Raw genomic sequence first — 24,866 nt, 5'->3', positions numbered from 1 at the left:
TCTTAAAGCCTGGTGAGCAGGAGCGGCCGGCGTCCGGTCAGGCCACGTATTCCCGCAGGTGCTGGGCCGTCAGCGTGTCGGCGTCGGCGATCAGCGCCGACGGCGGGCCGGTGAAGACGACCTCGCCGCCGTCGTGGCCGCCGCCCGGCCCCAGGTCGATGATCCAGTCGGCGTGGGCCATGACGGCCTGGTGGTGCTCGATCACCACGACCGTGTTGCCGTCGTCGACCAGGCGGTCGAGCAGGCCGAGCAACTGGTCGACGTCGGCCAGGTGGAGGCCCGTCGTCGGTTCGTCGAGGACGTAGACCGACGACTTCTCGGCCATGTGGATGGCCAGTTTCAGCCGCTGGCGCTCGCCGCCCGACAACGTGTTGAGGGGCTGGCCGAGGCGCAGGTAGCCGACGCCGACGTCGACCATGCGGTCGAGGATGACGCGGGCCTGGCCGGTGGTGAAGAAGTCGCGGGCCTCGGTCATCGACATGCCGAGCACCTGGTGGATGTTCTTGCCGCGCAGTTTGTAGCCGAGCACCTCGGCGGTGAAGCGCCTGCCCTCGCACTGCTCGCACACCGACGACACCCCGGCCATCATGGCCAGGTCGGTGTAGATGAGGCCGATGCCGTTGCAGCCGGGGCAGGCGCCCTCGGAGTTGGCGCTGAACAGGGCCGCCTTCACGCCGTTCTCCTTGGCGAAGGCGGTGCGGATCGGGCCGAGCAGGCCGCTGTAGGTGGCGGGGTTGCTGCGCCGCGAGCCCCTGATCGCCGTCTGGTCGGCGACGACCACGCCGTCGCGGCCCGACAGGTGGCCGTGGATGAGGGAGCTCTTGCCCGACCCGGCCACGCCGGTCACCACGGTCAGCACGCCGAGCGGGATGTTCACGCTGACGTTCTTCAGGTTGTGGAGCGTGGCCCCGGAGATCGGGATGTGGCCGCTTGGGGTGCGGACGCGGTCGCGGAGCTTGGCCCGGTGGTCGAGGTGGCGGCCGGTCAGGGTGCCGGAGGCGCGCAGGCCGGGCACGTCGCCGGCGTAGCAGATCGTGCCGCCGTTCTCGCCGGCGCCGGGGCCGAGGTCGACGACGTGGTCGGCGATGGCGATGACCTCGGGTTTGTGCTCGACGACGAGCACGGTGTTGCCCTTGTCGCGCAGCATGAGCAGGACCTCGTTCATGCGGCGGATGTCGTGGGGGTGGAGGCCGACGGTCGGCTCGTCGAAGACGTAGGTGACGTCGCTGAGGCTCGACCCGAGGTGGCGGACCATCTTCACGCGCTGCGCCTCGCCGCCCGACAGGGTGCCGGAGGAGCGGTCGAGGCTGAGGTAGCCGAGGCCGATGCCGGCCAGGGAGTCGAGCAGGTCGCGCAGGCCGGTCAGCATCGGCCCGACGCTCGGGTCGTCGACCGTGCGCAGGAACGCGGCCAGGTCGTTGACCTGCATCGACGAGCAGTCGGCGATGTTCACGCCGTTGATCTTCGACGAGAGCGCCGCGCGGGTCAGCCGGGTGCCCCCGCATTCGGGGCACGGGGCGAACACCACGGCGCGGTCGACGAACGCCTTGATGGCGCCCTGCATCGACTCGCGGTCCTTGGTCAGGTAGATGCGGTTGACCTTGACGATCAGGCCCTCGTAGCTGAGGTTGTTCGAGCCGACCCGGACCTTGGTGAGCGGCTTGTTGAGGAAGTCGTCCCACTCCTGCTCGGTGAAGTCCCCGAGCTTCTTGTCCGGGTCGTAGAACCCGGAGTTGGCCATGATCTGCCAGTACCAGCTGTCGACGTTGAACTGCGGGACGGTGATCGCGCCCTCGTTGATCGACTTCTCACGGTCGACGAGCTGGTCGACGTCGATCGTCGAGACCTGCCCGAGGCCCTCGCACTTGGGGCACATGCCGTCGGGCAGGTTGAACGAGAAGGCCGTCGAGGGCCCGATGTGGGGCCGCCCGAGGCGGCTGAAGATGACGCGGAGCATGGTGTAGGCGTCGGTCGCGGTGCCGACCGTCGACCGCGAGTTGGCGCCCATGCGCTCCTGGTCGACGACGATGGCGGCGCTCAGGTTGTGGAGCGCGTCGACGTCGGGGCGGCTCTGCGGCGGCATGAACGACTGGATGAACGCGGTGTAGGTCTCGTTGATCATCCGCTGCGACTCGGCCGCGATGGTGCCGAACACCAGCGACGACTTGCCCGACCCGGAGACCCCGGTGAAGACGGTGAGCCGGCGCTTGGGAATGTCGAGGGAGACGTCGGCCAGGTTGTTCTCTCTGGCCCCCCGCACCTGGATCAGGCTGTGGGAGTCGGCCGCGAGCGATTCGTTGAGGGGAGGCAGCACGCCGGAGAGCCTAGACGACCGCGCCGGCACTTCGGCCCACCCGCGAGCGCCCGGCCGCGAGCGCGACCGCGGCGTAGACGCCCGGCACCGCCAGCCCGGCCCAGGGGCCGATCGGCGCCAGCCCGCCCTGCACGGCCAGCCCCGCCTCCATCGGCGAGAGCCAGGCCAGCCGCTCCTGCCAGCCGGGATCCTGAACCAGGCGGATGACCAGCGGGAATCCGTACAAGACCCCGAGCGTGACGCCCATGGCCACCGCCGGGTCGCGCACCAGCGCGGCCACGCCGAGGGCGAACTGCGACACCAGGACGAGGTAGACGATCGACCCGATGACGGCCGTCGGCGTGGCGCCGGGCCCGACGGCCGCCGACACCGGGACCGCCACCAGCGCCCCCGCCAGCGTGGCGGCCCCGGTCAGCAGGGCCTTGGCGGCGAGCAGCCGTCCCCGGTCCGGCACGGCGAGCAGGCTCGTCAGGATCAGGCCGGTGGCGTACTCCCCCGACATGACGCCCACGGCCAGGGCGACGGCGGCGGCCTGCCCGACGGCCACGCCCGCGAGGGAGATCCGCGACGGGAGCACGTCGCAGCAGGGCGCCAGCGCCGTGGCCGCCGCGCCCACGCCGACGGTCGCCACGACCAGCACGACGACGAGCCACGGCAGGCCGGGCAGGGTGCGGAACTTGGTCCATTCCGCGCGGATCGCCGTCATGCGTCCCTCCGGCGCAGCAGCACGATCGCCGCGCCGAGCGCCGCGGCGGCGTACAGGCAGGTCACCGCGAAGCCGCCCCACGGTGGCAGGGGGTAGTAGCCGAGCGCGGGCACGGAGTAGTCCTCGACCTGCGGATACGCGGGGATGCTCTGCTGGATCGCGAACCCGGCGGCCGGGGTGAGCCGCAGCAGCCACTCGGCCGCCGCCACCGGGATGACCGAGGCGGTCGCGAGCAGTTGCGGCAGCAGGACCAGCAGGATCGTGGCGATGACCGCCGCCGCGCTGCGCCGGAAGATCGCGCCCATCGCGAGGGCCAGCACCGCCGTCACCGCCAGCAGCGCGGCCGTGCCGACGATCACGCGGACCCCGGTGAGCGTGGTGACGGGCGCGATGGCGTTGTCGTTGGCGCGCATCAGCCGCAGCCCGGCGGGCACCGCGATGGCCGCCGCGACCAGGCCCCCGGCGAACGTCACCGCCGCGACCACGGCCGCCTTGGCCGGCAGGATCCCGGTCCGGCCGGGGGTGGCGGCCAGGGTCGCCCCGATCAGGCCGCGCCGGTATTCCACCGTCACGAACAGCACCGCGACGACGATCACCGCGATCAGGCCGATGGTCACGCCGCTCAGGGTGCGCTCGATGACCGCGCCCCCGTCGACGCCCGCCGGGGCGACGTCGCCCGAGCCGGTGAGCTGGACGGCGCTGCCCCAGTCGCGCGCCGAGCCGACCGACAACGACGGCGCGCCGGGTTCGCCCCCGACGTCGTCGTGGGTCCAGGTTCCGGCGGCCCCTTCGACGCTGACGTCCTCGAACCGCCCGGTGACGTTGGTGAGCCGGCAGGCCCCGACGACCCCGCCGAGGGAGCCCTGGCCGAGGGTGACGTCGCAGGGGGAGGCGGCGAACAGGCCGATCACCGCCGGTCCGGCCAGGCGCGTCGTGGCGACCACCCGCCACGACCTCCCGTCAGCCGAGGTCGCCCCGGTGAGGACGTCGCCGGTCCGCGAGAGCCGCACCCACGGGTCGCGGCCGGCGGCCAGGTCGTTCACGAAGTCGTCCTGCATGCGGGTGCCGTGGTCGCCGGTGACCATGACGGCGGCGTACGCCGACCCCTGGGTGAGGTCGCGCTTGACCATGACGCCGACCTTCGCCCAGGGCACCACGCCCGGGACGATCCGGTCGTGGCCGGGCGGCGGGTAGGTGATGACGCCGCTGACGCCGGTGACCCTGGCGGTGATCGAGCCGTCTCCGGGCAGCGCCCGGTGGTAGAAGGAGAACCGGTCGACGACGGCCTGGCCGCCGGGCCCGATCGGGATCTCCGGGCAGACGTTCCCGTTCGGCCCCTCGCAGGAGCGGACCGATCCGGCCGCGCCCAGCAGGCCGACCCCGGCGGTGAGCAGGATCGCCACGATCGACCCGGCGATCCAGCCGCGTACCGTGCGGAACTTGGTCCATTCGGACCGCAGCAGCGGGATCACCGGAACTCCACGCTCTCTCGGGTGAGCTCCATGTAGGCCTCCTCCAGCGTCGCCCGATGGGCGCTCACCTCGGCGAACGGCACCCCGGCCGCCGTCAGGGCCGCGACCGTCCCGGCCCCCGGCAACCCCGCCACGGTCAGCGTGTCGGGGCCGGTCACCGTCACGGTCGCGCCCGCGCGGGCCAGCGCCTCCATCGCGTCCTCGCGGGCGGTGGTGCGCACGCCCACCCGGCCGTCGGAGGCGGCCGCGATGAGGTCCTCGACGTCGCGGTCGGCGACGACCCGGCCGCGACCGGCGACGACCAGGTGCCCGGCGACGTCCTGGAGCTCGCTCATCAGGTGGCTCGACACGAGCACCGCGCGCCCGTCGGCCGCCAGCGAGCGCAGCAGGCCGCGGATCCAGACGATGCCGTCCGGGTCGAGGCCGTTGAACGGCTCGTCGAACAGCAGCACCGGCGGGTCGCCGAGCAGCGCCGCGGCGATGCCGAGCCGCTGCCGCATCCCGAGGGAGTAGCCGCCCGCCTTCCGCCGCGCGGCCGGTTCGAGGCCGACCAGCCCGAGCACCTCGTCGACCCGGCGGGTCCCGAGCCCTTGAGAATGCGCCAGCCACAGCAGGTGGTGGCGTCCGGTCCTGCTCGGCTGCAGGGCCGAGGCGTCGAGCAGCGCGCCGACGTGGGTGAGGGGCCTCTTCAGGGTCCGGTACGCCACCCCGCCCACCAGCGCCGACCCCGCGTCGGGCCGATCGAGCCCGACGACGATCCGCATCGTGGTCGACTTGCCCGCCCCGTTGGGGCCGACGAACCCGGTGACCGTGCCCGGCCGGACGGTGAAGGTCATGTCGTCGAGGGCCCGGGTCGCCCCGAACCGTTTGCGCAGCCCGTTGACTGCGACAGTCGCGTCCATGTTCCGGAACCCTAGGCTCGGGGTCGCGGCCGGGGCGTCCCGCGAGGGAGCGGTCCTGGGATAGCTCGTACGAGGGATGCCGGTTCCTCCCCCGGCGGGCAGAATGACCGGGGTGAACGGGCGTGTCGTCGCAGGTCTCCTCGGGGTGGCCGCCTTCGCCGTGGGCGCGTCCGAGTCGACCGCCCTGGCGCTGGTGGGCCTGGCGACGACCCTGCCGCTGGTGCTGCTGTGGCCGCAGCGGACGGCCGCCGCCGTGCTGGTCACGGTGGCCACGGTGGTGTCGCTGACGGCCTTCCGGCACCCGGCGTACGCCGGCCTGGCGGCGACCATGATCGCGCTGTTCCGGCTGGGCGAGACGTCCGACCGGGCGGCGCTGGCCTGCTCCCTGCCGTACCTGGCGCTGGCCGTGACCGGGCACGCCCCGGTGGCGGCGGCGCTCGCCCCCAGCGCCGCCCTGGCCGGGATCGCCTGGCAGGCCAGGAGCAGGGCCCGGGTCAGCGCCGCCGCGCGCGACGTGATCGAGGAGAGCCTCATGCGCAGCGGCGCGGCCGGCGAACGGGCCAGGATCGCACGGGAGCTGCACGACGTGGTGGCCCACCACATCTCCATGATCGCCGTGCAGGCCGAGACGGCCCGGCTGGCCACCCCGGGGCTGCCGCCCGCCGGGGCCGACCGGCTGCGCGCGATCGGCGACACCGCGCGCGGCGCGCTGACCGAGATGCGCCGCCTGCTCGGCGTGCTGCGCGCGGACACCGGCCCGCCGGAGCGGGCGCCCCAGCCGGGGCTGCGGGAGCTGAACGCCCTGGTCGACGCGGCCCGCGCGGCCTCCGGCGGGGCCACCCGGCTCATCCTGCGCGGCACGCCGATCGCCCTCGAACCGGTGGCGGAGCTGGCGGCGTACCGGATCGTCCAGGAAGCCCTGACCAACGCCCGGCGGCACGCGCCCGGCGCGGCGGTCGACGTGGAGTTCTCCTACGAGGGCGGCGCGCTGCGGGTGACGGTCCGCGACAACGGGCCGGGCGCCGACGACCCGATCGAGGGGCCGGTCGACGGGCTGGGCCTGGTCGGCATGCGCGAACGCGCGGGCGCGGTGGGCGGCACGGTGCGGGCCGGAGCGGTGAGAGGCGGCGGGTTCATGGTCGAGGCGGTCCTCCCCGGGGCGGCGGCGTGATCCGGGTCGTCATCGCCGACGACCATCCGGTCGTCCGGTCGGCGTTCGCCGACCTGCTCGCCACCCAGCCCGACTTCGCCGTGGTCGGCACCGCCTCCGACGGCGCGGAGGCGGTGCGGGTCTGCGCCGCGACCACGCCCGACCTCGTGCTCATGGACGTCCGCATGCCCGTCATGGACGGCATCGAGGCCACCCGGCGGCTCTCCCCCGGCGCCCGGGTGCTCATCCTGACCACCTTCGACCTCGACGAGTACGTCTACGACGCGCTGCGCGCCGGAGCCGGCGGCTTCCTGCTCAAGGACGTCACGGCCGAGCGCCTCTTCGACGCCGTCAGGGTGGTGGCCGCCGGCGAGGCGCTGCTCGCGCCCACGGTCACCCGGCGGCTCATCGGCCAGTTCGCCCGGCTCCGGCCGAAGGTGTCGGTCGAGGGGCTGACGCCCCGCGAGACGCAGGTGCTGCGGCTGATCGCCGAGGGGCTGTCGAACCCGGAGATCGCCCACCGGCTGACCGTCACCGAGGAGACCGTGAAGACCCACGTCAGCCGGGTGCTGCACAAGCTGGGCCTGCGCGACCGCACGCAGGCCGTGGTCGCCGCCTACGAGTCGGGGCTGGTGGTGCCGCGCTTCAGGGGATGACGTCTCACGGGATGACGTCGAAGGTCGCCATCATGGCCATGTCCTCGTGTTCGAGGTTGTGGCAGTGGAAGACGTACCGGCCCGGGTAGCCGTCGAACTTCGCGATGACTTCGAGGGTCTGCGCCTCCCGCAGCTCGACGGTGTCCTTCCACTCCGGGCTGGGCGTGCCGTCGGCGATCACCTGGAAGTGCGCCAGGTGCAGGTGGATCGGGTGGCTGACGTCGCTGGTGAAGCGCCAGATCTCGGTCGCGCCGAGCTGCACCGTGGCGTCGACCCGGTCGGCGGCGTACGGCTTGCCGTTGATGAGCCAGCCGGTGCCGCCGTGCAGGTTGCCGCTGGTGAACTCGAAGTCGCGGGTCACGGTGGCCGACGCCGGGTCGAGCCGGTCGACCCGGGAGAGCACGGCGGGGATCGCGGAGTCGTCGGGGGCGTCGCGGTCGACGTCGAACCGCATGACGCGGCCGTCGTCGGCGAGGTCGCGCAACTCGACGCGGTCGCCGATCCGGTGGGCGGCGAAGTCGACGACGAGATCGGCCCGCTCGCCGGGCGAGAGCCGTACCGAATCGAGGGTTCTGGGCGCGGGGAGCAGGCCGCCGTCGGTGCCGATCTGGACGATCGGGCCGCCGGTCGACAACTCGTAGGGCCGCGCGTTCGACGCGTTGACCACGCGCAGCCGGTAACGGGCCCGGGCCACCCTGAGCACGGGCCACGGCGCGCCGTTGACCAGCGTGACGTCGCCCAGCACCCCGCCCATGTACGCCTCCCTCGCCCCCGGCTTCCCCGGCACGCCGGGGTAGGGCATGGTGCCGTCGGCGGCGAAGGAGCGGTCGCAGATCACCAGCGGGACCTCGCGCTCGCCCTTCGGCAGCGGCAGGGCGTCCTCCTCGTCGTCGCGGACCAGGAACAACCCGGCCAGGCCGCGCCAGACCTGCGGGCCGGTGTAGTCCATGCGGTGGTCGTGATACCAGAGCGTGGCGGCGCGCTGCGTCATCGGATAGTCGTATTCGCGGGTCGCCCCCGGGTGTACGAGGTCGGTCGGATGCCCGTCGGAGGCCGCCGGGGTGTGGCCGCCGTGCAGGTGCAGCACGGTCGGCGCGGCCAGGCCGTTGGTCAGCCGCACCACGGTCCTGCGGTCGCGCCGGGTCTCGATGGTCGGGCCGGGGAAGACGCCGTCGTAGCCCCAGATCGGCGTGCGCAGCCCCGGCAGGATGGCGGCGGCGGCCGGGCGTGCGGTGAGGTCGTAGTGGTCGGCGTCGCCGCGCCGGGCCGGGCGGGCCACCGGCGGGACGGGCAGCGGGACGGCGAACGGTTCGGGCAGTGGAGCGGTGCTGCGCAGGACCTGGGGCACCGGGGTGCCCGCGAGCAGCGAGCACCCCGTGACCAGGGCGAACCCGCCCAGGCCGATGGTGGCCAGGGCCTCACGCCGGGTGAGCCTCACGCCGCCGCCGACGTGGTCTGCCGGGCCGGGAAGAGGTAGCCCAGCGAATGGACCACGCCGCCGAACATGAGCATGCCGATCGGCACGTGCAGCGCCTTGAAGTGCGCGAATCCCAAGTACATCTGCACGAGGACCAGCAGGAGCACCATCACCGCCGGGACGATCACCTTCCGGTCCTTCGTCATGATCGAGATCACCAGCGAGGCCAGTGCCGCCAGCAGCACCAGGATCGCGGTGGCGCGGTGCATGCCCCGCCCGCCCGGGGTGGCCAGCAGCAGTCCGGCGGTGATGCCCTGAATGAGGAGTGCGGCCGCGAGGACGATCGTCACGATCCGCCGCGCGCCCAGATATGCCGTGTTCATGGGCCGATCGTCGCCGCCCGCCGTGGCCCGGCGCGTCATGCCGGGGATGGCCCGTCGCCTACGTCCGCTGCGGTAGCCGCCGGAGCGTGTCAGCCCCGCGACGGTCCCGTGTCAGCGCGGTCGGCGACGGTTGACCCATCGAACACCACGGAAATGAGGAGCACCCCATGTCCACCACCACCGCCGCCCTGCAGACCGCCATCGACGAACTCGTCGGCGACGGCATCCTCAGCGCGCAGCTGCGCGTGCACGACCGCGGCGACGTCTGGGTCGGCACCGCCGGGGTGGCCCGGCTCGGCGAGCCGGAGGGTCCCCCGGCCGACGGCCGGTTCCGGATCGGCAGCGCCACCAAGACCTTCGCCGCGACCGTGGTGCTCGGACTGGTGGCCGAGGGCCGGTTCGGGCTCGACGACGCGGTCGCCGGCCACCTGCCCGGCTTCGACCTCGACCCCCGGATCACGGTGCGCATGCTGCTGCAGCACACCAGCGGGGTGTTCGCCTTCACCGGCGAGTACTTCGAGGACGGCACGGTCGTGCCCGGCATCCCGGTGCTCGGCCAGGAGTGGGTGGAGGCCCGCTTCACGACGTACACCCCGGAGGAACTGGCCAGGTTCGCGCTGGCCAAGCCCGCGCGGTTCGAGCCGGGCGCCGACTGGAACTACTCGAACACCAACTACGTGCTGGCCCGGCTGCTGGTCGAGCAGGTCACCGGCCGCTCGCTCGCCGAGGAGACGCACCGGCTGATCCTCGGCCCGCTCGGCCTGGCGAACACCTTCCTGCCCGGCGCCGACACCGCGATCCCCGGCCCGCACGCCCACGCCTACTACCGCTACGAGGAGGACGGCGTCGAGAAGACGGTCGACGTCACCGTGCAGAACCCGTCGTGGATCTCCACCGGCGGCGACATGATCTCCACCACCGAGGACCTCCACACGTTCATCTCGGCGCTGATGGGCGGCCGCCTCCTCCCGGCCCCGCTCCTGGACGAGATGCGCACCCCCCACCCCAAGGCGGGCTACGGCCTGGGCCTGTTCGTCCTGGACGACGGCGCGCTGCTCAACCACAACGGCGGCCTGTCGGGCTACGCCACGCTCATGTACGCCACCCCCGACGGCGAAACCACCCTGACCGGCTCGCTGACCTACGTGGACGACGCCGCGATGTCCCAGGCGGCGTCCTTCCAGCCGTTCGTGGAGAAGGTGATCGCCGAGGTCTTCAGCCGCTGATCCGGTAGTGGTAACCGTGCGACAGCGTGAAGCCGTGCCGGGCGTAGAGGGCCCTGGCGCCCGGGTTGTCCTCCTCGACCTGGAGGTAGAGACACCGGGCGCCCTCCCCCTCGGCCCAGGCCGCGCCCGCCGCGAGGACCTGCGACGCGATCCCCCGGCGGCGGAGACCGGGCCGGGTGACCATGCAGAAGACGCCCGCGTAGCCGTCGTCCACCACGAACACCCCCATGCCGGCGGGCTCGCCGCCGGCGGTGGCGGCGAAGAAGGCGACCGGCTCGGGCATGCGCAGCACGACCTCGACGCTGGTGAGCCGCTCGTCGAGGCCGCCGAACACCTCGGGCCAGCACGACCGGTCGCCGACCCGCTCCACGGTCGGGGCCTCCCCCGCGACCGCCGACGTGGGGGCGGTGAGGATCAGCATCGGGGCGTCGCGCCGGTAGCCCCGGGCGGCCAGGGCCGCGTCGAGGCCGGTGTGCGCCTCCGCCGGGCTGACCTGGACGCAGACGGCCCGGCCGCGCTCACGGTAGTAGCGCTCGACCGCCTCGATCGACGGGGTCCCGCCGGGCAGCGGCAGCGCCGAGTTGGTGCGGCGGCGCGGCACCGAGGGGGAGTGCCGGAGCAGCCAGCCGTCCCGCTCCTCGGTCTCGGCGGCCGGCCAGGCGCGGGCCGCGCGGCGTTCGAGCCGCCACCATTCGGGCTGGTCCATGGGCGGCACCATACACAAACCGGGAAGCGGGAAGTTCGCCCCGTATTGTCTAATGGCCAGCATGGAGATCGGGTGTGACGAGTCGGGAGCGGAGGGCGAGAAGCTCATCGGCGGGGTGACCGACGTCTTCGCCCACGCCGGCATCGCGCTCACCCTCGACGAGGCCGAGGCGTGCATGGACGAGGTGCGGCGCCGCGCCCCCTCCCCCATCACCGAGTACAAGGCGTTCGTGATCCGGCGGGCCAAGCACCGGCTGGCCCTCCAATGGCTGCTCGGCCCGACGGGCCCGCTGCCGGGCCGCGCCCACGTCCATCTGACCGACAAGACCCTGTACATGACGCGCCGCGTCGCCGACCTGATCGGCGCGGACGGCGACCGCCTCTACCGGCTCGGCCCGGCCGCCCTCGGGGCCCGCTGGCCCGTCCTGCTGGAGGGCTTCAACGAGCTGATGCGCCCCTACGCCGACCGCACGATCGACGACGTGTTCGCCATGGTCGACGACCTGGCCCAGGCTCCCGGCGAGGCCGGCGACCTGCTGCGCCGCCTGGCCAAGACCCGGCCCCTGATCGAGGATCTGCGGGTGCGCCTGGCCCGCGACCCGGGCACCGCCGCGCCCCTCGACCCGCTGCTGCCGGCGATCGTGCGGGCGGTGGACCACTGGGGCCGCGGCCTCCCGGTGACGATCGTGCACGACCGCCAGACCAGCCTCACCGAGGAACGAGTCGACCTGCTGCGCCGGGTCTGCCCCCTGGAGGAGCTGCGGCTGCAGGATTCCCACCTCGACGCCCGCATCCAGGTCGCCGACCTGCTGGCCGGGATCGCCCGGGGGATCGCCGCCGCCGCCCTGCACGGCGAGGGCGACCCGCTGCTGGAGAACCTGCTCGCCCCCTACGTCGACCCGCACTCGGTCTGGGCCGACGGGTCGATGTGGATCTTGGGCGGCTGATCGGGATCGCGGCCCCCGGCCAGCGCCCCGGCCACGTCGTCGAGCCCGATCGTCGCGGCGACCAGCGGCGTGGGGTCGACCGCGCCGGAGGCGTACCGCTCGATCGTGCCCTCCAGCCCGCCTGACGCGCTGAGCACGCCGGTCACCCGCAGGTCCTTGAGCGCGATCACGCGGGTGTCGGCCAGGCTCGGCTCCCCGGCCAGCCCGATGAAGACCACCCGCCCGCCGGGTTCGACCGTCTCGACGGCCAGCGCGGGCAGCCGGGCGGCGTTGGAGGCGTCGATCACCGCGTCGAACGGCAGGTCGGGCGTCTCGGTGTGGCAGGCGAAGCCGAGCGAGCGGGCGAACCCCGTCGACAAGCCGAGCAGGTGCACCTCGGCGCCCTCGGCGGCCGCGAACATGGCCGCCAGCAGGCCGATCGTGCCCGGCCCGAGGATCAGCAGCCGGTCGCCCGCCCGCAACCGGGCCGCCCGGACGGCGCGCAGCGCGTTCCCGCCCGGCTCGACCAGCGCCCCCAGCGTCGGCCCGACCTCGTCGGGCAGGACGTGCAGCGCGAACACGGGCACCGGCAGGAATTCGGCCAGGGCGCCCGGGCGGCCGTGCCGGATCCCGATCTCGAACCGGTCGGCGCACAGGTGCTGCCGCCCGCTGCGGCAGCGGTGACAGGTCTGGCACCCGAGCATGGTGTCGCCGGTGACCCGCCGGCCGAGCCACTCGCGGCCGACCCCGGCCCCGAGGGCGGTCACCACGCCGCACCACTCGTGCCCGATCCTGAGGGGGTAGCGGGCCTGGCCGTCGTGCAGGTAGGCCATCTCGCCGGTGAAGAACTCGGCGTCGGTGCCGCACACCCCGGCCCGTTCGACCCGGACGACCACCTCGCCGGGCCCCGGCACGGGCGGCTCGACGTCCAGGACTTCGCCCTGGAACGGCCCGGTTATGACGAACGCGCGCATGATCCCCTTTTCTCCTGGATCTTACGTTGGCGTACCGTTTTCGGCCATCCCAAACCGCAAAGGGTTCTTTGCAAAGAGTTCTTTGCGGTTTATGGTGGTCGGCATGAACGAGTCCGTGTTCCTCGACGCCAAGGGCCTGCGCGCGCTGGCGCACCCGGTCCGCGTGCAGCTGCTCGGCCTGCTGCGCCTGCACGGCCCCCACACCGCGACCGGCCTGGCCGACCGGCTGAGCCTGACCTCCGGCGCGACCAGCTACCACCTCCGCCAGCTCGCGGGCGGCGGGCTGGTCGAGGAGGACGTGAACCGGGGCAACGGCCGCGAGCGCTGGTGGCGGGCGGTGCACCGGTCCACCCATTTCGACGACAGAGAACTGGCCGGCCAGGAGCCGGAGGCCACGTTCATGTACCTCCAGTCGATCATCGACGTCCAGGCCCAGCGCGCCCGGCGCACCCTGGCCGCCCACGAGACGATGCCCGGCCAGTGGCGCGACGTCTTCGACCTCAGCGACTGGTCGCTGCGCCTGACCCCCGAGGAGGCCCACAGCCTCATCGAGGAGCTGCACGCCGTCGTCGGCCGCTATCGGTTCGACGGCGCCGACGCCCCAGCCCCCGAGGGCGCGGAACGGGTCGTGCTCGTCATCCACTCCCTGCCGGAGCCGTCATGACACGCTCGTGGCGCCCGGTCGCGGGCCTGTTCGCCGCTTCGCTCACCGCCCTCACGGGCACCCGCGTCTCCGCGATCGCCATCCCCTGGTTCGTGCTGGTCACCACCGGCAGCGTCACCCAGACCGGCCTGGTCGCGTTCTGCGAGATGGCTCCGTACGTGCTGGTCAAGGCCCTGGCGGGCCCGGTCGTCGACCGGATGGGGCCCAGGAGGATGTCGTGGCGGGCCGACGCGGTCAGCGCCGTGGCGGCCACGCTGATCCCGATCCTGCACTTCTCGGGGGCGTTGTCGTTCCCCGTGCTGCTGGTGCTCGTCGCGGTCATCGGGGCCGTGCGCGGACCGGGCGACCTGGCCAAGGAGATCATGGTCCCGGAGGCGGCGGAACTCGGCCGCATCCCCCTGGAGCGGGCGGCCGGCCTCGCGGGCGTCGCCGAACGCCTCGCCTCCACGGTCGGCCCGGCGGTCGCGGGCGCCCTGGTGGCCCTGACCGGCCCGATGGTCGCCCTGATCGTCAACGCCGTCTGCTTCGCCCTCGGCTCGGTGATCGTCGCCACCGTCCTGCCGAAGGACATGGGCCACCGCCCCGCCGAGACGGGCCCGAAGGTCGGCTACTGGCGGCGCTTCGGCGAGGGCTTCGCCTTCCTGAAGAACGAACGCCTCATGCTGACCATCACGATCATGGTCGGCCTGACGAACTTCCTGGACGCCGCCTTCGCCTCCCTGCTGCTCCCGGTCTGGGCCAAGGAGACCGGCGGCGGCCCGGCCGCGATCGGCCTGGCCACCAGCGTCATGGGCATCTCGGCGGTGGCCGGGTCGCTGATCGCCGCGATGGTCGCGCACCGGCTGCCCCGCCGGCTGGTCTTCTTCCTCGGCTTCTTCGTCATCGGCGCGCCGAGGTTCCTGATCCTGGCGGTCGACGTGCCGTTGTGGGCGGTCGTGGCCGTCTTCGCGGTCGGCGGCTTCGGCAGCGGCTTCCTGAACCCGATCATCGGCGCGATCTACTTCGAACGGGTGCCGAGGGCGATCCTGGGCCGCGTCAACGCCCTCAGCGACGCGGTGGCCTGGTCGGGCATCCCCCTGGGCGGCCTGGCGGCCGGCGCGGCGGTGGCCGCGACCGGATTGGTCCCGGTGCTGATCGTCTGCGGTGTGGCCTACTTCCTCACCACGACCCTCACCGGCCTGCGCCCGGAGTGGCGCGAGATGCGCTCAGCGCCAGTGGACGGGCCGGTCGAGGTCGAGCCGGGTCTCCCGGTCGCCCCGGGCGGCGGCGACCTGCGGCCGGGTCAGGAACAGCGCACCCCGTAGGTCGGCCCCGCGCACGTCGGCCCCCCGCAGATCGGCCCCGAGCAAATCGGCCTGACGGAGGTCGGCCTCGCGCAGGTCGGCCCCGATGAGCAGCCGCCCCCGCAGGCTCACGCCGCGCAGGTCGCGCCCGCGCAACCGCGCCCCGGCGAGGTCACGGCGCATCTCCTTGCCCGGCCCACGCACCCGCGCGCTGATCTCCCCGAGCCGCACCCCGACCCGTCCCCGCAGCTCGTCGACCGCGAAGGCGTCGATCACCGGCGACGCGGCCAGCGCCTCGGCCTCCTCGCGGAGGTCGGCGGCGTGGCCGTACCGCCCGGCCTCGTCGAGGTAGAACAGCAGCTCGTGCAGCTGCCGCAGCAGCGGGAAGAGCGAGACGTCGCGCTCCTCCTGGGTGACCCGCTGCCCCGCGCCGAAGCAGTCGAAGGTGACGCACCCCTGGTAGCCGCTGTCGAGCAGCCGGTCGTGGATGCGGCAGCGGAAGCCGCCGGTCAGGTTCGCGCACGGCGTCCCGGCGGGCTTGTCGACGGCGAAGTCGGCCGACCGGGTGAACGGCAGCTCCACGCAGCAGAGCCCCGCGCAGGAGGCGCAGTCGGAGCGCAGGTCGATCACACGTGCTCCATGACGATGACGGCGGTGGTCTGGGCGTCGAGTGCCCGGAAGACATGCGGCACGTCGCCAGGGTAGGTGATGTAATCACCCGGCCCGAGCTCGACGGGCCCCTCGGTCGGCCCGACGAGCGCCCGCCCGCGCCCGATGACGGCGTGCTCCATCGTGCCCGGGTTGTGCGGATCGGACACCCGCGCCTCCCCCGGCTCGGCGTCGATCCGGAACAGGTCCCGGCGCGCCCCCGGCGGACACGAGGCCAGCAGCGTGGCGGCGTAGTCGGCCCGCTCGGAGTGGGTCACCGGCCCCTCCCCCGCCCGGATCACCCGCACGTGCGGCCGGGGCGGGTCGATGAGCCGGCTGATCGGCACCCCCAGCGCGACCGCGAGCGCCCACAGGGTCTCCACGCTGGGATTGCCGCCCCCCGACTCGAGCTGCGAGAGGGTCGACTTGGCGATCCCGGCCCGCTTGGCGAGCTCGGTCAGCGACAGACCGACCCGCTCCCGCTCACGCCGTATCGACGCGGCGATGAGCGTGATCAACGCGGCGGAGGTGTCCAAGCCGTTCGCTCCATCAGTCCGATTGTTCGCCTTGACGAACAATGCCGTGTGTGTTCATCCTAATGGCCATGCGTTCGATATCGCGAACGGCTTTGCGAGACATAGCCCTGGTATGCGCCGCCGACGCCATCGTCGGAGCCTCCTTCGGCGCGATCGCCGTGTCCGGAGGCTTCGACCCCTGGGTGCCGGTGGTGATGTCCCTGATCGTCTTCGCCGGAGGGGCCCAGTTCGCCGCGATCGGCATCGTGATGGGCGGCGGAGGCGTCGTGGCCGCGGTCGCGACCGGCCTCGTCCTGAACGCCCGCCTGCTTCCGTTCGGCTTCGCGGTCGCCGACGTGGTGAAGGGCCGCCCGTACGGGGCCCAGTTGATCACCGACGAGACGGTGGCCTTCGCCCTGAAGGGTCGGGACGCACGGGAACGGCACGACTACTTCTGGGTGAGCGGGCTGGCCCTGTTCGCGGCATGGAACGTGTCGGTGGTCGTGGGCGCGCTGGCCGGGACGGTCATCGGGGACACGGATGCGCTGGGGCTGGACGCGATGTTCCCGGCGGTGCTGCTGGCCTTGATCATGCCTGCGCTCTTTGAGCGGCGGGTTCGGGTTCCGGTGCTGGTGGGTGGGGTGATCGCGCTGGCGGCTTCTGCGGTGCTGCCGGCGGGGGTTCCGGTTCTGCTGTCTTTGCTGGGGTTGCTGGCGCGGCCGAAGGAGGGGTGAGGGGCGTGGGTCGGGACGTTGCGCCTGCTACCCACGAGGTCGACAAGGCATTCGCCCGTTTCGGCCCCTGTTCGCGACGGAACTCGGGCTGGCATGGGGTGCTCATGAGCCTTTGCCCTAGCCAACGTAGCCACCGTCACCGGAGCGCTTCACCATCCGCGACGGAAGACGACCCGCTCCTGAGCCTTCGCCCTGGCCCAGCCACCATGGCCACCGTCATCGGAGCGCTTCACCCATCCGCGACGAAAGGCGGCCCTACATGAGGCGCTCACGAGCCTTCGCCCAGGCCAAGCCACCATGGCCGACGCCACCGGAGCGCTTCACCATCCGCAGCGGAAGCCAGCCTGACATGAGGCGCTCACGAGCCTTCAGCCTGCCCCAGCCACCATGGCCGACGCCAGCGGAGCGCTTCACCATCCGCAGCGGAAGCCAGCCTGACATGAGTCGCTCACGAGCCTTCAACCTGCCCCAGCCACCATGCCCGACGCCACCCAAGCGCTTCACCATCCGCGACGGAAGACGACCTGACATGAGGTGCATATGAGCCTTCGCCCAGGCCCAGCCACCATGGCCACCGTCACCGGAGCGCTTCACCATAGGCGACGAAAGGCAGCCTCACATGGGGTGCACATGAGCCTTTGCCCTAGCCAACATAGCCACCTCTACCGGAGCGCTCTAGCATCCGCAGCGGAAGACCGCATGACATGAGGTTGCTCACCAGCCTTCGCCCAGGCCAAGCCACCATGGCCGACGCCACCCGAGCCCTCGCCTGCCTTTCTGGCCAGCCTCACCAGTGCGCTCGACCATGACGGCCGAATTCGGCACGACATGGACACGAGCCTTCGCTTGCCATGGCCTGTGGGCCGGCGTCATCCAAGTGTCTTGTCGGCACGGCCAGCGACGGGAGACGCGCAGTTCCGGAGCAGTCGCCCATCCGGTCTTCATGGCCGAGGTCATCGCCGGGCCCCGCTGTCACCCCCGTGATTCGAACCGCCCGAAGGAGGGCCTGAAATGGACATGCCGATCGTCGCCATCGTGGTGCTCGCCGCTGGGACGCTCGTGTTCCGGCTGGCGGGCCCCCTCTTCAGGGACCGGGTACGGATTCCGCCCCGCCTGGAGGACCTGCTCTCGGTGGCCGCGCTCGTTCTGCTGTTCGCGCTGGTCGTGACCTCGTCGTTCGCCGGATGGGCGCGGCCGGCCGGGGTGCTGGTGGCGGGGGTGCTGGCCATCCGGAAGGCGCCGTTCCCGGTGATCGTGATCGCGGCGGCGGCGACCACGGCCGTGTTGCGGCTCATCGGGGTGCCGTGACGCGGGCGTCGAACTCCTCGCGTGTCGGCAGGAACCACGTCTGGTCGCCGCGGTTGCATTCGCGGACCAGGTCACGGAAGGCGTCACTGGCCGCCACGTGGCGGGAGACGTCTCCGATGACGGCCAGGCGGAAGCCGTACTGGACGAACTTCTGCAGGATCACGCCCGCGAGCCCGGTCCGAAGGGAGAAGAAGGCGTCGGGCAGCCGCTCGGCCGGGATGACCACCCAGGTCACGCCCTGCCCGAAGGTGGCGCCGATGACGTCGAGCGCGTCGGACTCACTGGCGATCAGCGGCCCGTCGGCAGGAAGGGTGAAGTGCACGGTCACTCCTGGGTGAGGGCGTCGACGATGGCGAGCAGCGCGGAGGTGTCGGCGGCCCCGCCGATCACGATGATCTTCAGCGAGGCCCTGACCTCGTCGTAGACGGTCTCGACCCGGAGCCTCCCCTCCCCGCTGCCGGTGTTGGCGGCGGCGATCAGCGCGTTGGAGAGCCGATCGGTCTGCTGGCGGCTGATCGCGTCGACCTGGACGACACTGGAGACCTCGACCGCACGGTGTCGCCGCACCGTCTCTGGGACCACCGGGTGTCCGGTGAAGGCTTCGAGGTCCTCGCGGGTGATGCGATATTGCTTGCCGATGCGGACGGCCTTCAGCTTCCCGTCCCGGACGTAGTTCCGGACCGTTTTGACGTGAAGGCCGAGCAGATTCGCGACCTGTTCGACCGAATAGGGCTGCATGTTCCCTATCATAGGGAACGATAGGGAATGTTAGCACCTCAATCGCGACGAGCCTCACCCTGACGTAGGCGAGCGCCGGTTGGGGTAGGACCTCGCGGCACTGGAAGAGGTCCATGCGCTTGAAGATCCAGCAGCTGTGGCGTTGAACGGCAACCCATGATCGTCTGCATTGCCAGATGGTCGATGGTGCCGCTGGGACTCGCCACGGATAGCGCTTAGGCCGGAGGAATAGCGGTCGGGGCCGGGTATCCGGCGCCATCGGGCGGAGTTCAGATGCGGACCTCCTCGTCGAACCCGGTCGGGACGGAGCCGGCGCTGGGGCCGAGAAGCAGCGGTTCCCAGAAATCCAAATGCGGCCGTTCTGGGCGGTATGACGTGTAGGAGGGATGGGGGCGCCGGTTCTCGGGTGGTCGGTCGCGGCGGTGTCGACCACTTTCTTGCCAAGGCCACCGGCGGTGACGCCCGCGCGGGTTACGGCGCGAACGCAACCGGGTGCATCTGCGTCTTCGCAGCCCCCGCGTGCGGAGGCTGCCGATCAACGGCCCCTCAGATAGGCCAGCACGGCCAGCACCCGGCGGTGGTCGTCTTCGGCCGGCGGCAGATCGAGCTTGGCGAGGATGCTGGCGATGTGCTTGGCGACCGCCGCCTCGGTGACCACCAACGCGCGCGCGATGGCCGCGTTGGAGCGGCCTTCGGCGACCAGGCCGAGGACCTCGAGTTCACGCGGGGTCAGCCGGGCCAGCGGTTCGCGTCGGCGGCTGATCAGTTGCCGCACCACCTCCGGATCGACGACCGTGTGCCCCTCGGCGACGCGTTCGACCGCCTCGACGAACTCGCGCACCTCGCCGATGCGGTCTTTCAGCAGGTAACCGATGCCGACGCCGCCCCCGGAGTCGAGGAGTTCGGCGGCGTAGGTCTGCTCGACGTACTGGCTGAGCACCAGCACGGCCAGGTTGGGACGGGCGGCGCGCAGGGCGAGCGCGGCGCGCAGACCCTCGTCGGAGAAGCCGGGCGGCATGCGCGCGTCGGTGACGACGATGTCGGGTTCGTGGACGGTCGCGGCTTCGATGAGCGCGTCACCGTCGCCGACCGCGGCGACGACCTCGTGGCCGAAGCGGTCGAGAAGCCCGGCGAGCCCTTCACGCAGCAGCACGACGTCTTCGGCCAGCGCTACCCGGAGACGCGGCACACGACCTCCCCTTCACGATCTGCATTCGGGCGACCTGGAGAATCGAGGGGACCCCGGGGAGAACCCTCGCAAGAGCCGCCGAAGACGGGACAACGGATCTCTGTCAGCGCTCCACGGAACCGCAACCCTCCCGCCTTGCGGAACCCGTGCACCGAACGACAAGAGAAGCGCCATTCCACCTCACTTCGGCGACTTGCCCCCTTCCCGGGTCATCAGGGGCAGGACAAATGATCTCATCTGAAATCTCCTGCGGGACCCGGCGTCCTCATCGGAACTATCCGGACACCGGACACGGAATCTCCACCCGTAACAAGGTCGGACCACCGCGCGGACTGGACACGGTCATCACGCCGTCGGTGACCGCCACCCGGTCGGCCAGGCCCGCCAGGCCCGAGCCCGCCGCCGGGTCGGCGCCGCCCACTCCGTCGTCGCGGACCTCCAGGATCAGGGCGCCCTCGTGGAGGCGGCCGTATACAAAGCTGTGCCGGGCGCCGCTGTGCTTGGCGATGTTCGCCATCGCCTCGGAGACGACGTAGTAGGCGGCGGTCTCGATCGGCGCGGGCAGCCGCCCGGGGAGTGAGACGTCGACGTCGACGGGGACCGGCGACCGCCCGGCCACGTCTTCGACCGCCGCGCCGAGCCCTCGATCGGTGAGGACCTGCGGGTGAATGCCCCTGATCAGTTCGCGCAGCTCCGCGAGCACGCGTTTGGCCTCTTCATGGGCCTCGGCGACCTGGGCCTCGGCGGGCGAGCCGGGCGGCAGGTCGAGGCGGGCGAGGCCGAGTTTCATGCTGAGGGACACCAACCGCTGCTGCGCGCCGTCGTGGAGGTCGCGCTCGATGCGGCGGCGTTCGGCCTCGAAGGCGTCGACGAGCCGGGCCCGGGAGCGGATGATCTCGGCCTCCCCTGGGGCGATGACCGCGCGCGTGATCATCGCTCGGGTGCCCGCCCACGCCGCCAGCATGTAGGCCGACAGCGGCACCAGCAGGACGCCGCCGATGGCCAGGGGCAGGCCGTCGGCCCAGTGCATGCTCGGCTGGAACGGCGCCGACATCAGCAGCGCCGGCAACCAGAACGCGGACGAGACGAGCCCGATGTCCATCCAGCACAGCACCGACAACGCGACGACCGTGAACCCCAGATCACGCCAGGTCGCCTGCTCCCGCGCCCGGGTGACGAACCAGGCCCGCAGACCGGCTTTCGGCGGCCGCACGTGAGGGTCGTCGACCGGCATGCGGTCGACCAGCCGCATCCGCAGCCGCTCGAACGCCGCGGCCGACAACGAGAACACGATCAGGACGAGCAGCGCGGCGGCGAACGCCGCGCCGGCGCCGAAGACGTAGCCGGTGTAGATCAGCAGGCACACGGTCACGGCGTAGACCGCGCTGCACAACAGATAGGCGAGCGCGCGCCACGGCCACGACGAGCACAGGAACGCCAGTGGCCGACGCGTCATCGCGGACATGACGGTTCTGGTCAGCACGCCCCGACCGTAGCCGATCGATCCAGGCCCGCACGGTAGTGCCAGGACTACCATCGCTTCTCGCCGCAGCACCAATGTGCCGCCATGGGCAGGTCGGCTTCGCTGGACGCCATGAAGGTTCACTTGAAAGCGGTACGCCGCACCTACGGAACGGTGGCGGCGCTCGACGGGGTGACGGCCGGCTTCGAGGCGGGCACGTTGACGGCGATCATGGGCCCGTCCGGGTCGGGGAAGTCGACGCTGCTGCACTGCGCCGCCGGTCTCGACCGTCCGACCGAGGGAACGGTCGTCGTCGACGGCACCGACCTCGGCACGCTGAACGAACACGGCCTGACCGTGCTGCGGCGTGAGCGCATCGGGTTCGTCTTCCAGGCGTTCAACCTGGTCTCCGCGCTGACCGCCGAGCAGAACGTCGCACTGCCCTTACGTCTGGCCGGGCGTCCCGCCGCCCCCGCCCCGGTTCGTCAGGCGCTGGCGGAGGTGGGCCTGGCCGATCGGGCCGGTCACCGGCCGAGCGGCATGTCGGGTGGCGAGCAGCAGCGGGTGGCGATCGCCCGGGCGCTGATCACCAGGCCCGCCGTGGTGTTCGCCGACGAACCGACCGGACAGCTCGACACCCAGACCTCACGCCAGGTGCTCGGCATGCTGCGCGGGCTGGTCGACGACCACGGTCAGACGATGATCATGGTGACCCACGACCCGGTGACGGCGTCCTACGCCGACCGGGTGGTCTTCCTGGAAGACGGTCGCGTCGTCGACGAGTTCACCGGCGCGCTGACGGCCGAGACCGTCGCCGCCCGAATGGCGGGATCATGCTGAGCTTCGCGACGGTGAGAGAACGGTGGCACTCGTTCGCCGGCGGCTTCGTCGTGCTGTTCCTCGGCATGGCGCTGGTGTCGATGAGCTTCCTGGCGCTGGCCTCGGCGGGGCCCAGAGTGCCCGACCGACTGGCGGGAGCGCCGGTGTTCGTGTCGGCTCCGAGAGCGGATCGGGCTGACGGCAGCTTCGCTCCCGACCGCCCCTGGTCACCCGAGACGGTCACTTCGCTGCTCGGCAGGTTGTCCGCGATTCCGGGAGTGGCACAGGCCGTCCCCGACCGGACCTTCTACGCCCAGCCGATCATCAACGGCCGACCGGCAACCTCCGAACGGGGTCACGCCTGGTCCACGGCGATGCTGGCGCCCTACCGGCTGACGGCGGGCACCGCACCCCGCGAGGGCGAGGTGGTGGTCGACCGGTCACTCGGGCTGACGCCGGGGACGCGGGTGTCCGTGCTGACCGCGCCCGGTCCGGTGACCTACACCGTGTCCGGCACGATCGACGGGACGGGGGTCTTCCTGAACGACGCCGAAGCGGCCTCCCTCTCGGCGGGAGTGCGCGCGATCGGCCTGGTCGCCGAACCGGGAGCCGACGTGGCCGCGATCGCGAAGGCCGCGGGTGCCATCTCCGTGGGAGAAGAGGCGGGCGCCACTTCGAAGGGCGGCGTCTCTGGGCGGCAGCTCGACATCCCTGCGAAGTCCGGCCTGATCGAGGAGACGGGGGCGGGCATGCTCACCGTCGGCCATCCGACACGCCACGCTCTACACCCAGCATCCACACCGGAAATCGACGTCACCGCCGCAGAAGCAGCCATGCTCTCGACCGGTCGCGCCGAAGGCGACGTTCCCAGGCAAAAGCCTGACCTCGCCGGACCCGAGACAGACGACGCCACGGGGCAGAGGATCGGGGACGTTCTCACCGGAGACGACCGGAGCCTGCTGGAGTCCCGTGACGACGAGCGGACCCGCTGGATCGGCATGCAGGTTCTCACCGGCATGTTCGTCCTGTCGGCGCTCGTGTCCGTGCTGGTGGTGGGGTCGACGTTCGCCGTCGGGGTGGCGCAGCGCCGCAGGGAGTTCGGGCTGCTGCGGGCCGTCGGGGCGACGCCGCGTCAGGTTCGGGCCATGGTCTACGGCGAGGCGCTCGTCGTCGGGGTCGCCGCGACGGCGGCGGGTGTGGCGGCCGGTGCGCTGCTCGCCCCCGTGCTGGGCGGCGTGCTGGTCGACGTCGGGTTCGAGCCGGCGGGGTTCACGGTCGGTCTGTCGCCGCTCCCTCTGGCGGGGTCGTTCGCGGGCGGGGTGGTGCTGACGCTGGTGGCGGTCTGGTCGGCGTCGAGGCGGGCGGCGCGGGTGAGTCCGCTGGAGGCGCTCCGCGAGGCCGACGTGGACAACCGGCCGATGCCGCGCCTGCGATGGATCACCGGGCTGGCCCTGTGCGCGCTGGGCGTGGCTTCGGCGGTGGGCTCCGACTCCGAAGGCGCGTTCGTGATGTCGGGTCTGGTCGCCGCGGTGGGTGTGATCGCCGGTCTGGCGCTGCTGTCCCCCGTGGTGGTCCCGCCGGTGGCGCGGTTGGCGTCGTGGCCGTTCACGCGGGGACGCGGGGCGCTCGGCATGCTCGTCCGGGAGAACGCCCGGTCCGCCGTCCGCCGGACCGCCGCCACCGCCACACCGGTGCTGGTCACGGTCGGGTGCGCGGTGCTGATCACGGGCATGGTGCAGACGACCGCCGCCGGGTTCGCGGCCGTCCGGGCCACCACGATCCGCGCCGACGCGGTCGTCGTGCCCGACGGCACGCCCGGCCTGACCGACGCGTCCGGTGGTGATTCGTCCCTGTTCAGCGCCCTGTTCGAGGCGAACGGCGACCCGCTGAGCGTCCTGGGGGCCACGCCGGAACTGCTGGACAAGGCCGGGGAGACCTCGGGGCCGCTCGACGAGCTCCGCCACGACGACCGGATCCTGCTCGCCGACTGGCTGGCCGAGGAGCGGGGGCTGCGGCCGGGCGCGGTGCTGCCGGTGTCGTTCGAAGACGGCACGTCAGCACGGCTGACCGTCGCCGGCACCGTTCAGAACGCGGACGCCGACGCGCTCGTCTCCCGGGAGTTGTTGCGGAAACACGACCCGGTGGTCCTGGCCGACGAGGCCTACGTCGTCGGCGCCGCTACCGATCCCGGTCCGGGGGCGCGGGTGGTCGACGTGGCCACCTACGCGGCCGAGGCCGACGCCGAGGAAGACCGGCTGGTGTGGATCGCGACGTTGCTCCTGGTCGTGGTGTCCACCGCCTACGCGGGTGTGGCGATCGTGAACACGATGGTCATGTCGGCCGCCGGCCGGGTGCGTGACCTCGAGGTGCTGCGCCTGTCGGGGGCGACGCCCCGGCAGGTGCGCGGGACCGTCGCGGCGGAGTCGGCGCTCGTGGTGCTGATCGGCGCCGGGTTGGGGCTGGTGGTCGCGTTGCCCGCGCTGTTAGGCATCCGCGGCGCGTTCGCCGAGGCCATGCGCACAGATGTGCCGCTGGTGATCCCCTGGCCGCTCATCGGGGGTCTGATCGCGGTCTGTCTGGTGCTGGCCGCCGGGTCGTCGATGCTCGCTGCCACGACGAAAGTCGTGCGTTGAGCGACTCGCGCTGTTCAGGTGCGGCGCCAACAAACCGGGTGC

The 24,866-nt window shown here is 72.3% G+C and carries 24 protein-coding genes; 10 read left to right on the top strand and 14 right to left on the bottom strand.

Going from position 1 to position 24,866, the window contains the following annotated elements:
- Nucleotides 1–37 precede the first annotated feature (37 nt).
- The 4 genes from AW271_RS05105 to AW271_RS05090 are packed head-to-tail and all read right to left on the bottom strand — an operon-like array spanning nt 38 to nt 5,394.
- Entirely contained in the window at nt 38–2,314 is a 2,277-nt protein-coding gene (locus AW271_RS05105) for an ATP-binding cassette domain-containing protein (RefSeq protein WP_218007941.1), read from the bottom strand.
- A 10-nt stretch (nt 2,315–2,324) separates the two neighbouring features.
- On the bottom strand, nt 2,325–3,020 hold the full coding sequence (locus AW271_RS05100; RefSeq protein WP_062332420.1) for a hypothetical protein: 696 nt from the start codon (nt 3,018–3,020) through the stop codon (nt 2,325–2,327).
- Nucleotides 3,017–4,492: a DUF1349 domain-containing protein gene (locus AW271_RS05095; RefSeq protein WP_062332417.1), complete on the bottom strand. Its 1,476-nt coding sequence runs from the start codon at nt 4,490–4,492 to the stop codon at nt 3,017–3,019. Before AW271_RS05095 ends, AW271_RS05100 begins: the two co-directional genes overlap by 4 nt.
- Nucleotides 4,489–5,394: an ATP-binding cassette domain-containing protein gene (locus AW271_RS05090; RefSeq protein ID WP_062332414.1), complete on the bottom strand. Its 906-nt coding sequence runs from the start codon at nt 5,392–5,394 to the stop codon at nt 4,489–4,491. Before AW271_RS05090 ends, AW271_RS05095 begins: the two co-directional genes overlap by 4 nt.
- A 112-nt stretch (nt 5,395–5,506) precedes the next feature.
- Here AW271_RS05090 and AW271_RS05085 point away from each other — a divergent pair, with 112 nt between their 5' ends.
- Both AW271_RS05085 and AW271_RS05080 read left to right on the top strand, forming a co-directional pair.
- Nucleotides 5,507–6,565, top strand: a complete 1,059-nt coding sequence (locus AW271_RS05085; RefSeq protein ID WP_218007940.1) for a sensor histidine kinase — start codon at nt 5,507–5,509, stop codon at nt 6,563–6,565.
- Nucleotides 6,562–7,200 (top strand): response regulator, encoded by a 639-nt coding sequence (locus AW271_RS05080; RefSeq protein WP_062332408.1) that lies wholly within the window; start codon nt 6,562–6,564, stop codon nt 7,198–7,200. The genes AW271_RS05085 and AW271_RS05080 overlap by 4 nt, the downstream gene beginning before the upstream one ends.
- Before the next feature lie 4 nt (nt 7,201–7,204).
- Here the strand turns inward: AW271_RS05080 and AW271_RS05075 are convergent, their stop codons facing one another.
- On the bottom strand, nt 7,205–8,638 hold the full coding sequence (locus AW271_RS05075) for a multicopper oxidase family protein (RefSeq protein ID WP_062332405.1): 1,434 nt from the start codon (nt 8,636–8,638) through the stop codon (nt 7,205–7,207).
- On the bottom strand, nt 8,635–9,000 hold the full coding sequence (locus AW271_RS05070) for a hypothetical protein (RefSeq protein ID WP_063817885.1): 366 nt from the start codon (nt 8,998–9,000) through the stop codon (nt 8,635–8,637). The genes AW271_RS05075 and AW271_RS05070 overlap by 4 nt, the downstream gene beginning before the upstream one ends.
- Before the next feature lie 167 nt (nt 9,001–9,167).
- Between AW271_RS05070 and AW271_RS05065 the strand changes: the two genes are divergently transcribed.
- A complete protein-coding gene (locus AW271_RS05065; protein ID WP_062332399.1) occupies nt 9,168–10,226 on the top strand; it encodes a serine hydrolase domain-containing protein in 1,059 nt (352 codons plus the stop codon).
- Here AW271_RS05065 and AW271_RS05060 read toward each other — a convergent pair.
- Nucleotides 10,216–10,932, bottom strand: a complete 717-nt coding sequence (locus tag AW271_RS05060) for a GNAT family N-acetyltransferase (protein WP_062332395.1) — start codon at nt 10,930–10,932, stop codon at nt 10,216–10,218. The two genes, AW271_RS05065 and AW271_RS05060, sit on opposite strands and share 11 nt — an antisense overlap.
- Before the next feature lie 61 nt (nt 10,933–10,993).
- Here AW271_RS05060 and AW271_RS05055 point away from each other — a divergent pair, with 61 nt between their 5' ends.
- A complete protein-coding gene (locus tag AW271_RS05055) occupies nt 10,994–11,878 on the top strand; it encodes a DUF3800 domain-containing protein (protein WP_245652927.1) in 885 nt (294 codons plus the stop codon).
- Here AW271_RS05055 and AW271_RS05050 read toward each other — a convergent pair.
- Nucleotides 11,821–12,831, bottom strand: a complete 1,011-nt coding sequence (locus tag AW271_RS05050) for a zinc-dependent alcohol dehydrogenase (protein ID WP_062332390.1) — start codon at nt 12,829–12,831, stop codon at nt 11,821–11,823. The two genes, AW271_RS05055 and AW271_RS05050, sit on opposite strands and share 58 nt — an antisense overlap.
- 103 nt (nt 12,832–12,934) lie before the next feature.
- Between AW271_RS05050 and AW271_RS05045 the strand changes: the two genes are divergently transcribed.
- Both AW271_RS05045 and AW271_RS05040 read left to right on the top strand, forming a co-directional pair.
- Nucleotides 12,935–13,495, top strand: coding sequence for an ArsR/SmtB family transcription factor (locus AW271_RS05045; protein WP_218007939.1), 561 nt, complete (start codon nt 12,935–12,937; stop codon nt 13,493–13,495).
- A complete protein-coding gene (locus tag AW271_RS05040; protein ID WP_063817848.1) occupies nt 13,492–14,799 on the top strand; it encodes an MFS transporter in 1,308 nt (435 codons plus the stop codon). Before AW271_RS05045 ends, AW271_RS05040 begins: the two co-directional genes overlap by 4 nt.
- On the opposite strand, the gene AW271_RS38245 is transcribed toward AW271_RS05040, so the two are convergent.
- Both AW271_RS38245 and AW271_RS05030 read right to left on the bottom strand, forming a co-directional pair.
- Nucleotides 14,701–15,408, bottom strand: coding sequence for a pentapeptide repeat-containing protein (locus AW271_RS38245; protein WP_062332385.1), 708 nt, complete (start codon nt 15,406–15,408; stop codon nt 14,701–14,703). The genes AW271_RS05040 and AW271_RS38245 overlap by 99 nt on opposite strands.
- Complete coding sequence (locus tag AW271_RS05030; RefSeq protein ID WP_062332383.1) at nt 15,405–15,962, bottom strand: helix-turn-helix domain-containing protein; 558 nt, start codon at nt 15,960–15,962, stop codon at nt 15,405–15,407. The genes AW271_RS38245 and AW271_RS05030 overlap by 4 nt, the downstream gene beginning before the upstream one ends.
- Nucleotides 15,963–16,030: 68 nt before the next feature.
- Here AW271_RS05030 and AW271_RS05025 point away from each other — a divergent pair, with 68 nt between their 5' ends.
- Together AW271_RS05025 and AW271_RS05020 are read left to right on the top strand one after the other, a co-directional pair.
- Entirely contained in the window at nt 16,031–16,675 is a 645-nt protein-coding gene (locus AW271_RS05025; protein WP_062333124.1) for an AzlC family ABC transporter permease, read from the top strand.
- Between the two features lie 1,011 nt (nt 16,676–17,686).
- Nucleotides 17,687–17,983 carry an AzlD domain-containing protein gene (locus tag AW271_RS05020; RefSeq protein ID WP_062332381.1) on the top strand — a complete coding sequence of 99 codons (297 nt, stop codon included), beginning with the start codon at nt 17,687–17,689 and terminating at the stop codon, nt 17,981–17,983.
- On the opposite strand, the gene AW271_RS05015 is transcribed toward AW271_RS05020, so the two are convergent.
- The 4 genes from AW271_RS05015 to AW271_RS05000 form a co-directional block, all read right to left on the bottom strand.
- On the bottom strand, nt 17,967–18,305 hold the full coding sequence (locus AW271_RS05015; RefSeq protein ID WP_245652926.1) for a DUF4180 domain-containing protein: 339 nt from the start codon (nt 18,303–18,305) through the stop codon (nt 17,967–17,969). The two genes, AW271_RS05020 and AW271_RS05015, sit on opposite strands and share 17 nt — an antisense overlap.
- Nucleotides 18,306–18,307: 2 nt before the next feature.
- A complete protein-coding gene (locus AW271_RS05010; RefSeq protein ID WP_218007938.1) occupies nt 18,308–18,721 on the bottom strand; it encodes a helix-turn-helix domain-containing protein in 414 nt (137 codons plus the stop codon).
- Between the two features lie 535 nt (nt 18,722–19,256).
- Nucleotides 19,257–19,910 carry a response regulator gene (locus AW271_RS05005; RefSeq protein WP_062332374.1) on the bottom strand — a complete coding sequence of 218 codons (654 nt, stop codon included), beginning with the start codon at nt 19,908–19,910 and terminating at the stop codon, nt 19,257–19,259.
- Nucleotides 19,911–20,184: 274 nt separating this feature from the next.
- The gene (locus AW271_RS05000) at nt 20,185–21,393 is read right to left on the bottom strand and encodes a sensor histidine kinase (RefSeq protein ID WP_245652925.1); all 1,209 of its coding nucleotides are present in this window, start codon (nt 21,391–21,393) and stop codon (nt 20,185–20,187) included.
- Nucleotides 21,394–21,504: 111 nt separating this feature from the next.
- On the opposite strand from AW271_RS05000, the gene AW271_RS04995 reads away from it, so the two are divergent.
- Both AW271_RS04995 and AW271_RS04990 read left to right on the top strand, forming a co-directional pair.
- Nucleotides 21,505–22,212 (top strand): ABC transporter ATP-binding protein, encoded by a 708-nt coding sequence (locus AW271_RS04995; protein WP_245652924.1) that lies wholly within the window; start codon nt 21,505–21,507, stop codon nt 22,210–22,212.
- Nucleotides 22,206–24,824 (top strand): FtsX-like permease family protein, encoded by a 2,619-nt coding sequence (locus AW271_RS04990; protein WP_062332369.1) that lies wholly within the window; start codon nt 22,206–22,208, stop codon nt 24,822–24,824. The genes AW271_RS04995 and AW271_RS04990 overlap by 7 nt, the downstream gene beginning before the upstream one ends.
- The last annotated feature ends 42 nt before the right edge of the window (nt 24,825–24,866 follow it).

This window comes from Herbidospora sakaeratensis, assembly GCF_001570525.1.
Taxonomy (GTDB): domain Bacteria; phylum Actinomycetota; class Actinomycetes; order Streptosporangiales; family Streptosporangiaceae; genus Herbidospora; species Herbidospora sakaeratensis.
The sequence above is the reverse complement of the archived record's forward strand: the minus strand, read 5'-3'. Positions and strand labels throughout refer to the sequence as shown.

Coding starts and splice junctions, on each gene's coding strand:
- AW271_RS05025 (WP_062333124.1), top strand. CDS start 16,031: ATGCGTTCGATATCGCGAACGGCTTTGCGAGACATAGCCCTGGTATGC.
- AW271_RS04995 (WP_245652924.1), top strand. CDS start 21,505: ATGAAGGTTCACTTGAAAGCGGTACGCCGCACCTACGGAACGGTGGCG.
- AW271_RS05050 (WP_062332390.1), bottom strand. CDS start 12,831: ATGCGCGCGTTCGTCATAACCGGGCCGTTCCAGGGCGAAGTCCTGGAC.
- AW271_RS05040 (WP_063817848.1), top strand. CDS start 13,492: ATGACACGCTCGTGGCGCCCGGTCGCGGGCCTGTTCGCCGCTTCGCTC.
- AW271_RS05090 (WP_062332414.1), bottom strand. CDS start 5,394: ATGGACGCGACTGTCGCAGTCAACGGGCTGCGCAAACGGTTCGGGGCG.
- AW271_RS05045 (WP_218007939.1), top strand. CDS start 12,935: ATGAACGAGTCCGTGTTCCTCGACGCCAAGGGCCTGCGCGCGCTGGCG.
- AW271_RS05060 (WP_062332395.1), bottom strand. CDS start 10,932: ATGGACCAGCCCGAATGGTGGCGGCTCGAACGCCGCGCGGCCCGCGCC.
- AW271_RS05070 (WP_063817885.1), bottom strand. CDS start 9,000: ATGAACACGGCATATCTGGGCGCGCGGCGGATCGTGACGATCGTCCTC.
- AW271_RS05065 (WP_062332399.1), top strand. CDS start 9,168: ATGTCCACCACCACCGCCGCCCTGCAGACCGCCATCGACGAACTCGTC.
- AW271_RS05020 (WP_062332381.1), top strand. CDS start 17,687: ATGGACATGCCGATCGTCGCCATCGTGGTGCTCGCCGCTGGGACGCTC.
- AW271_RS04990 (WP_062332369.1), top strand. CDS start 22,206: ATGCTGAGCTTCGCGACGGTGAGAGAACGGTGGCACTCGTTCGCCGGC.
- AW271_RS05100 (WP_062332420.1), bottom strand. CDS start 3,020: ATGACGGCGATCCGCGCGGAATGGACCAAGTTCCGCACCCTGCCCGGC.
- AW271_RS05055 (WP_245652927.1), top strand. CDS start 10,994: ATGGAGATCGGGTGTGACGAGTCGGGAGCGGAGGGCGAGAAGCTCATC.
- AW271_RS05010 (WP_218007938.1), bottom strand. CDS start 18,721: ATGCAGCCCTATTCGGTCGAACAGGTCGCGAATCTGCTCGGCCTTCAC.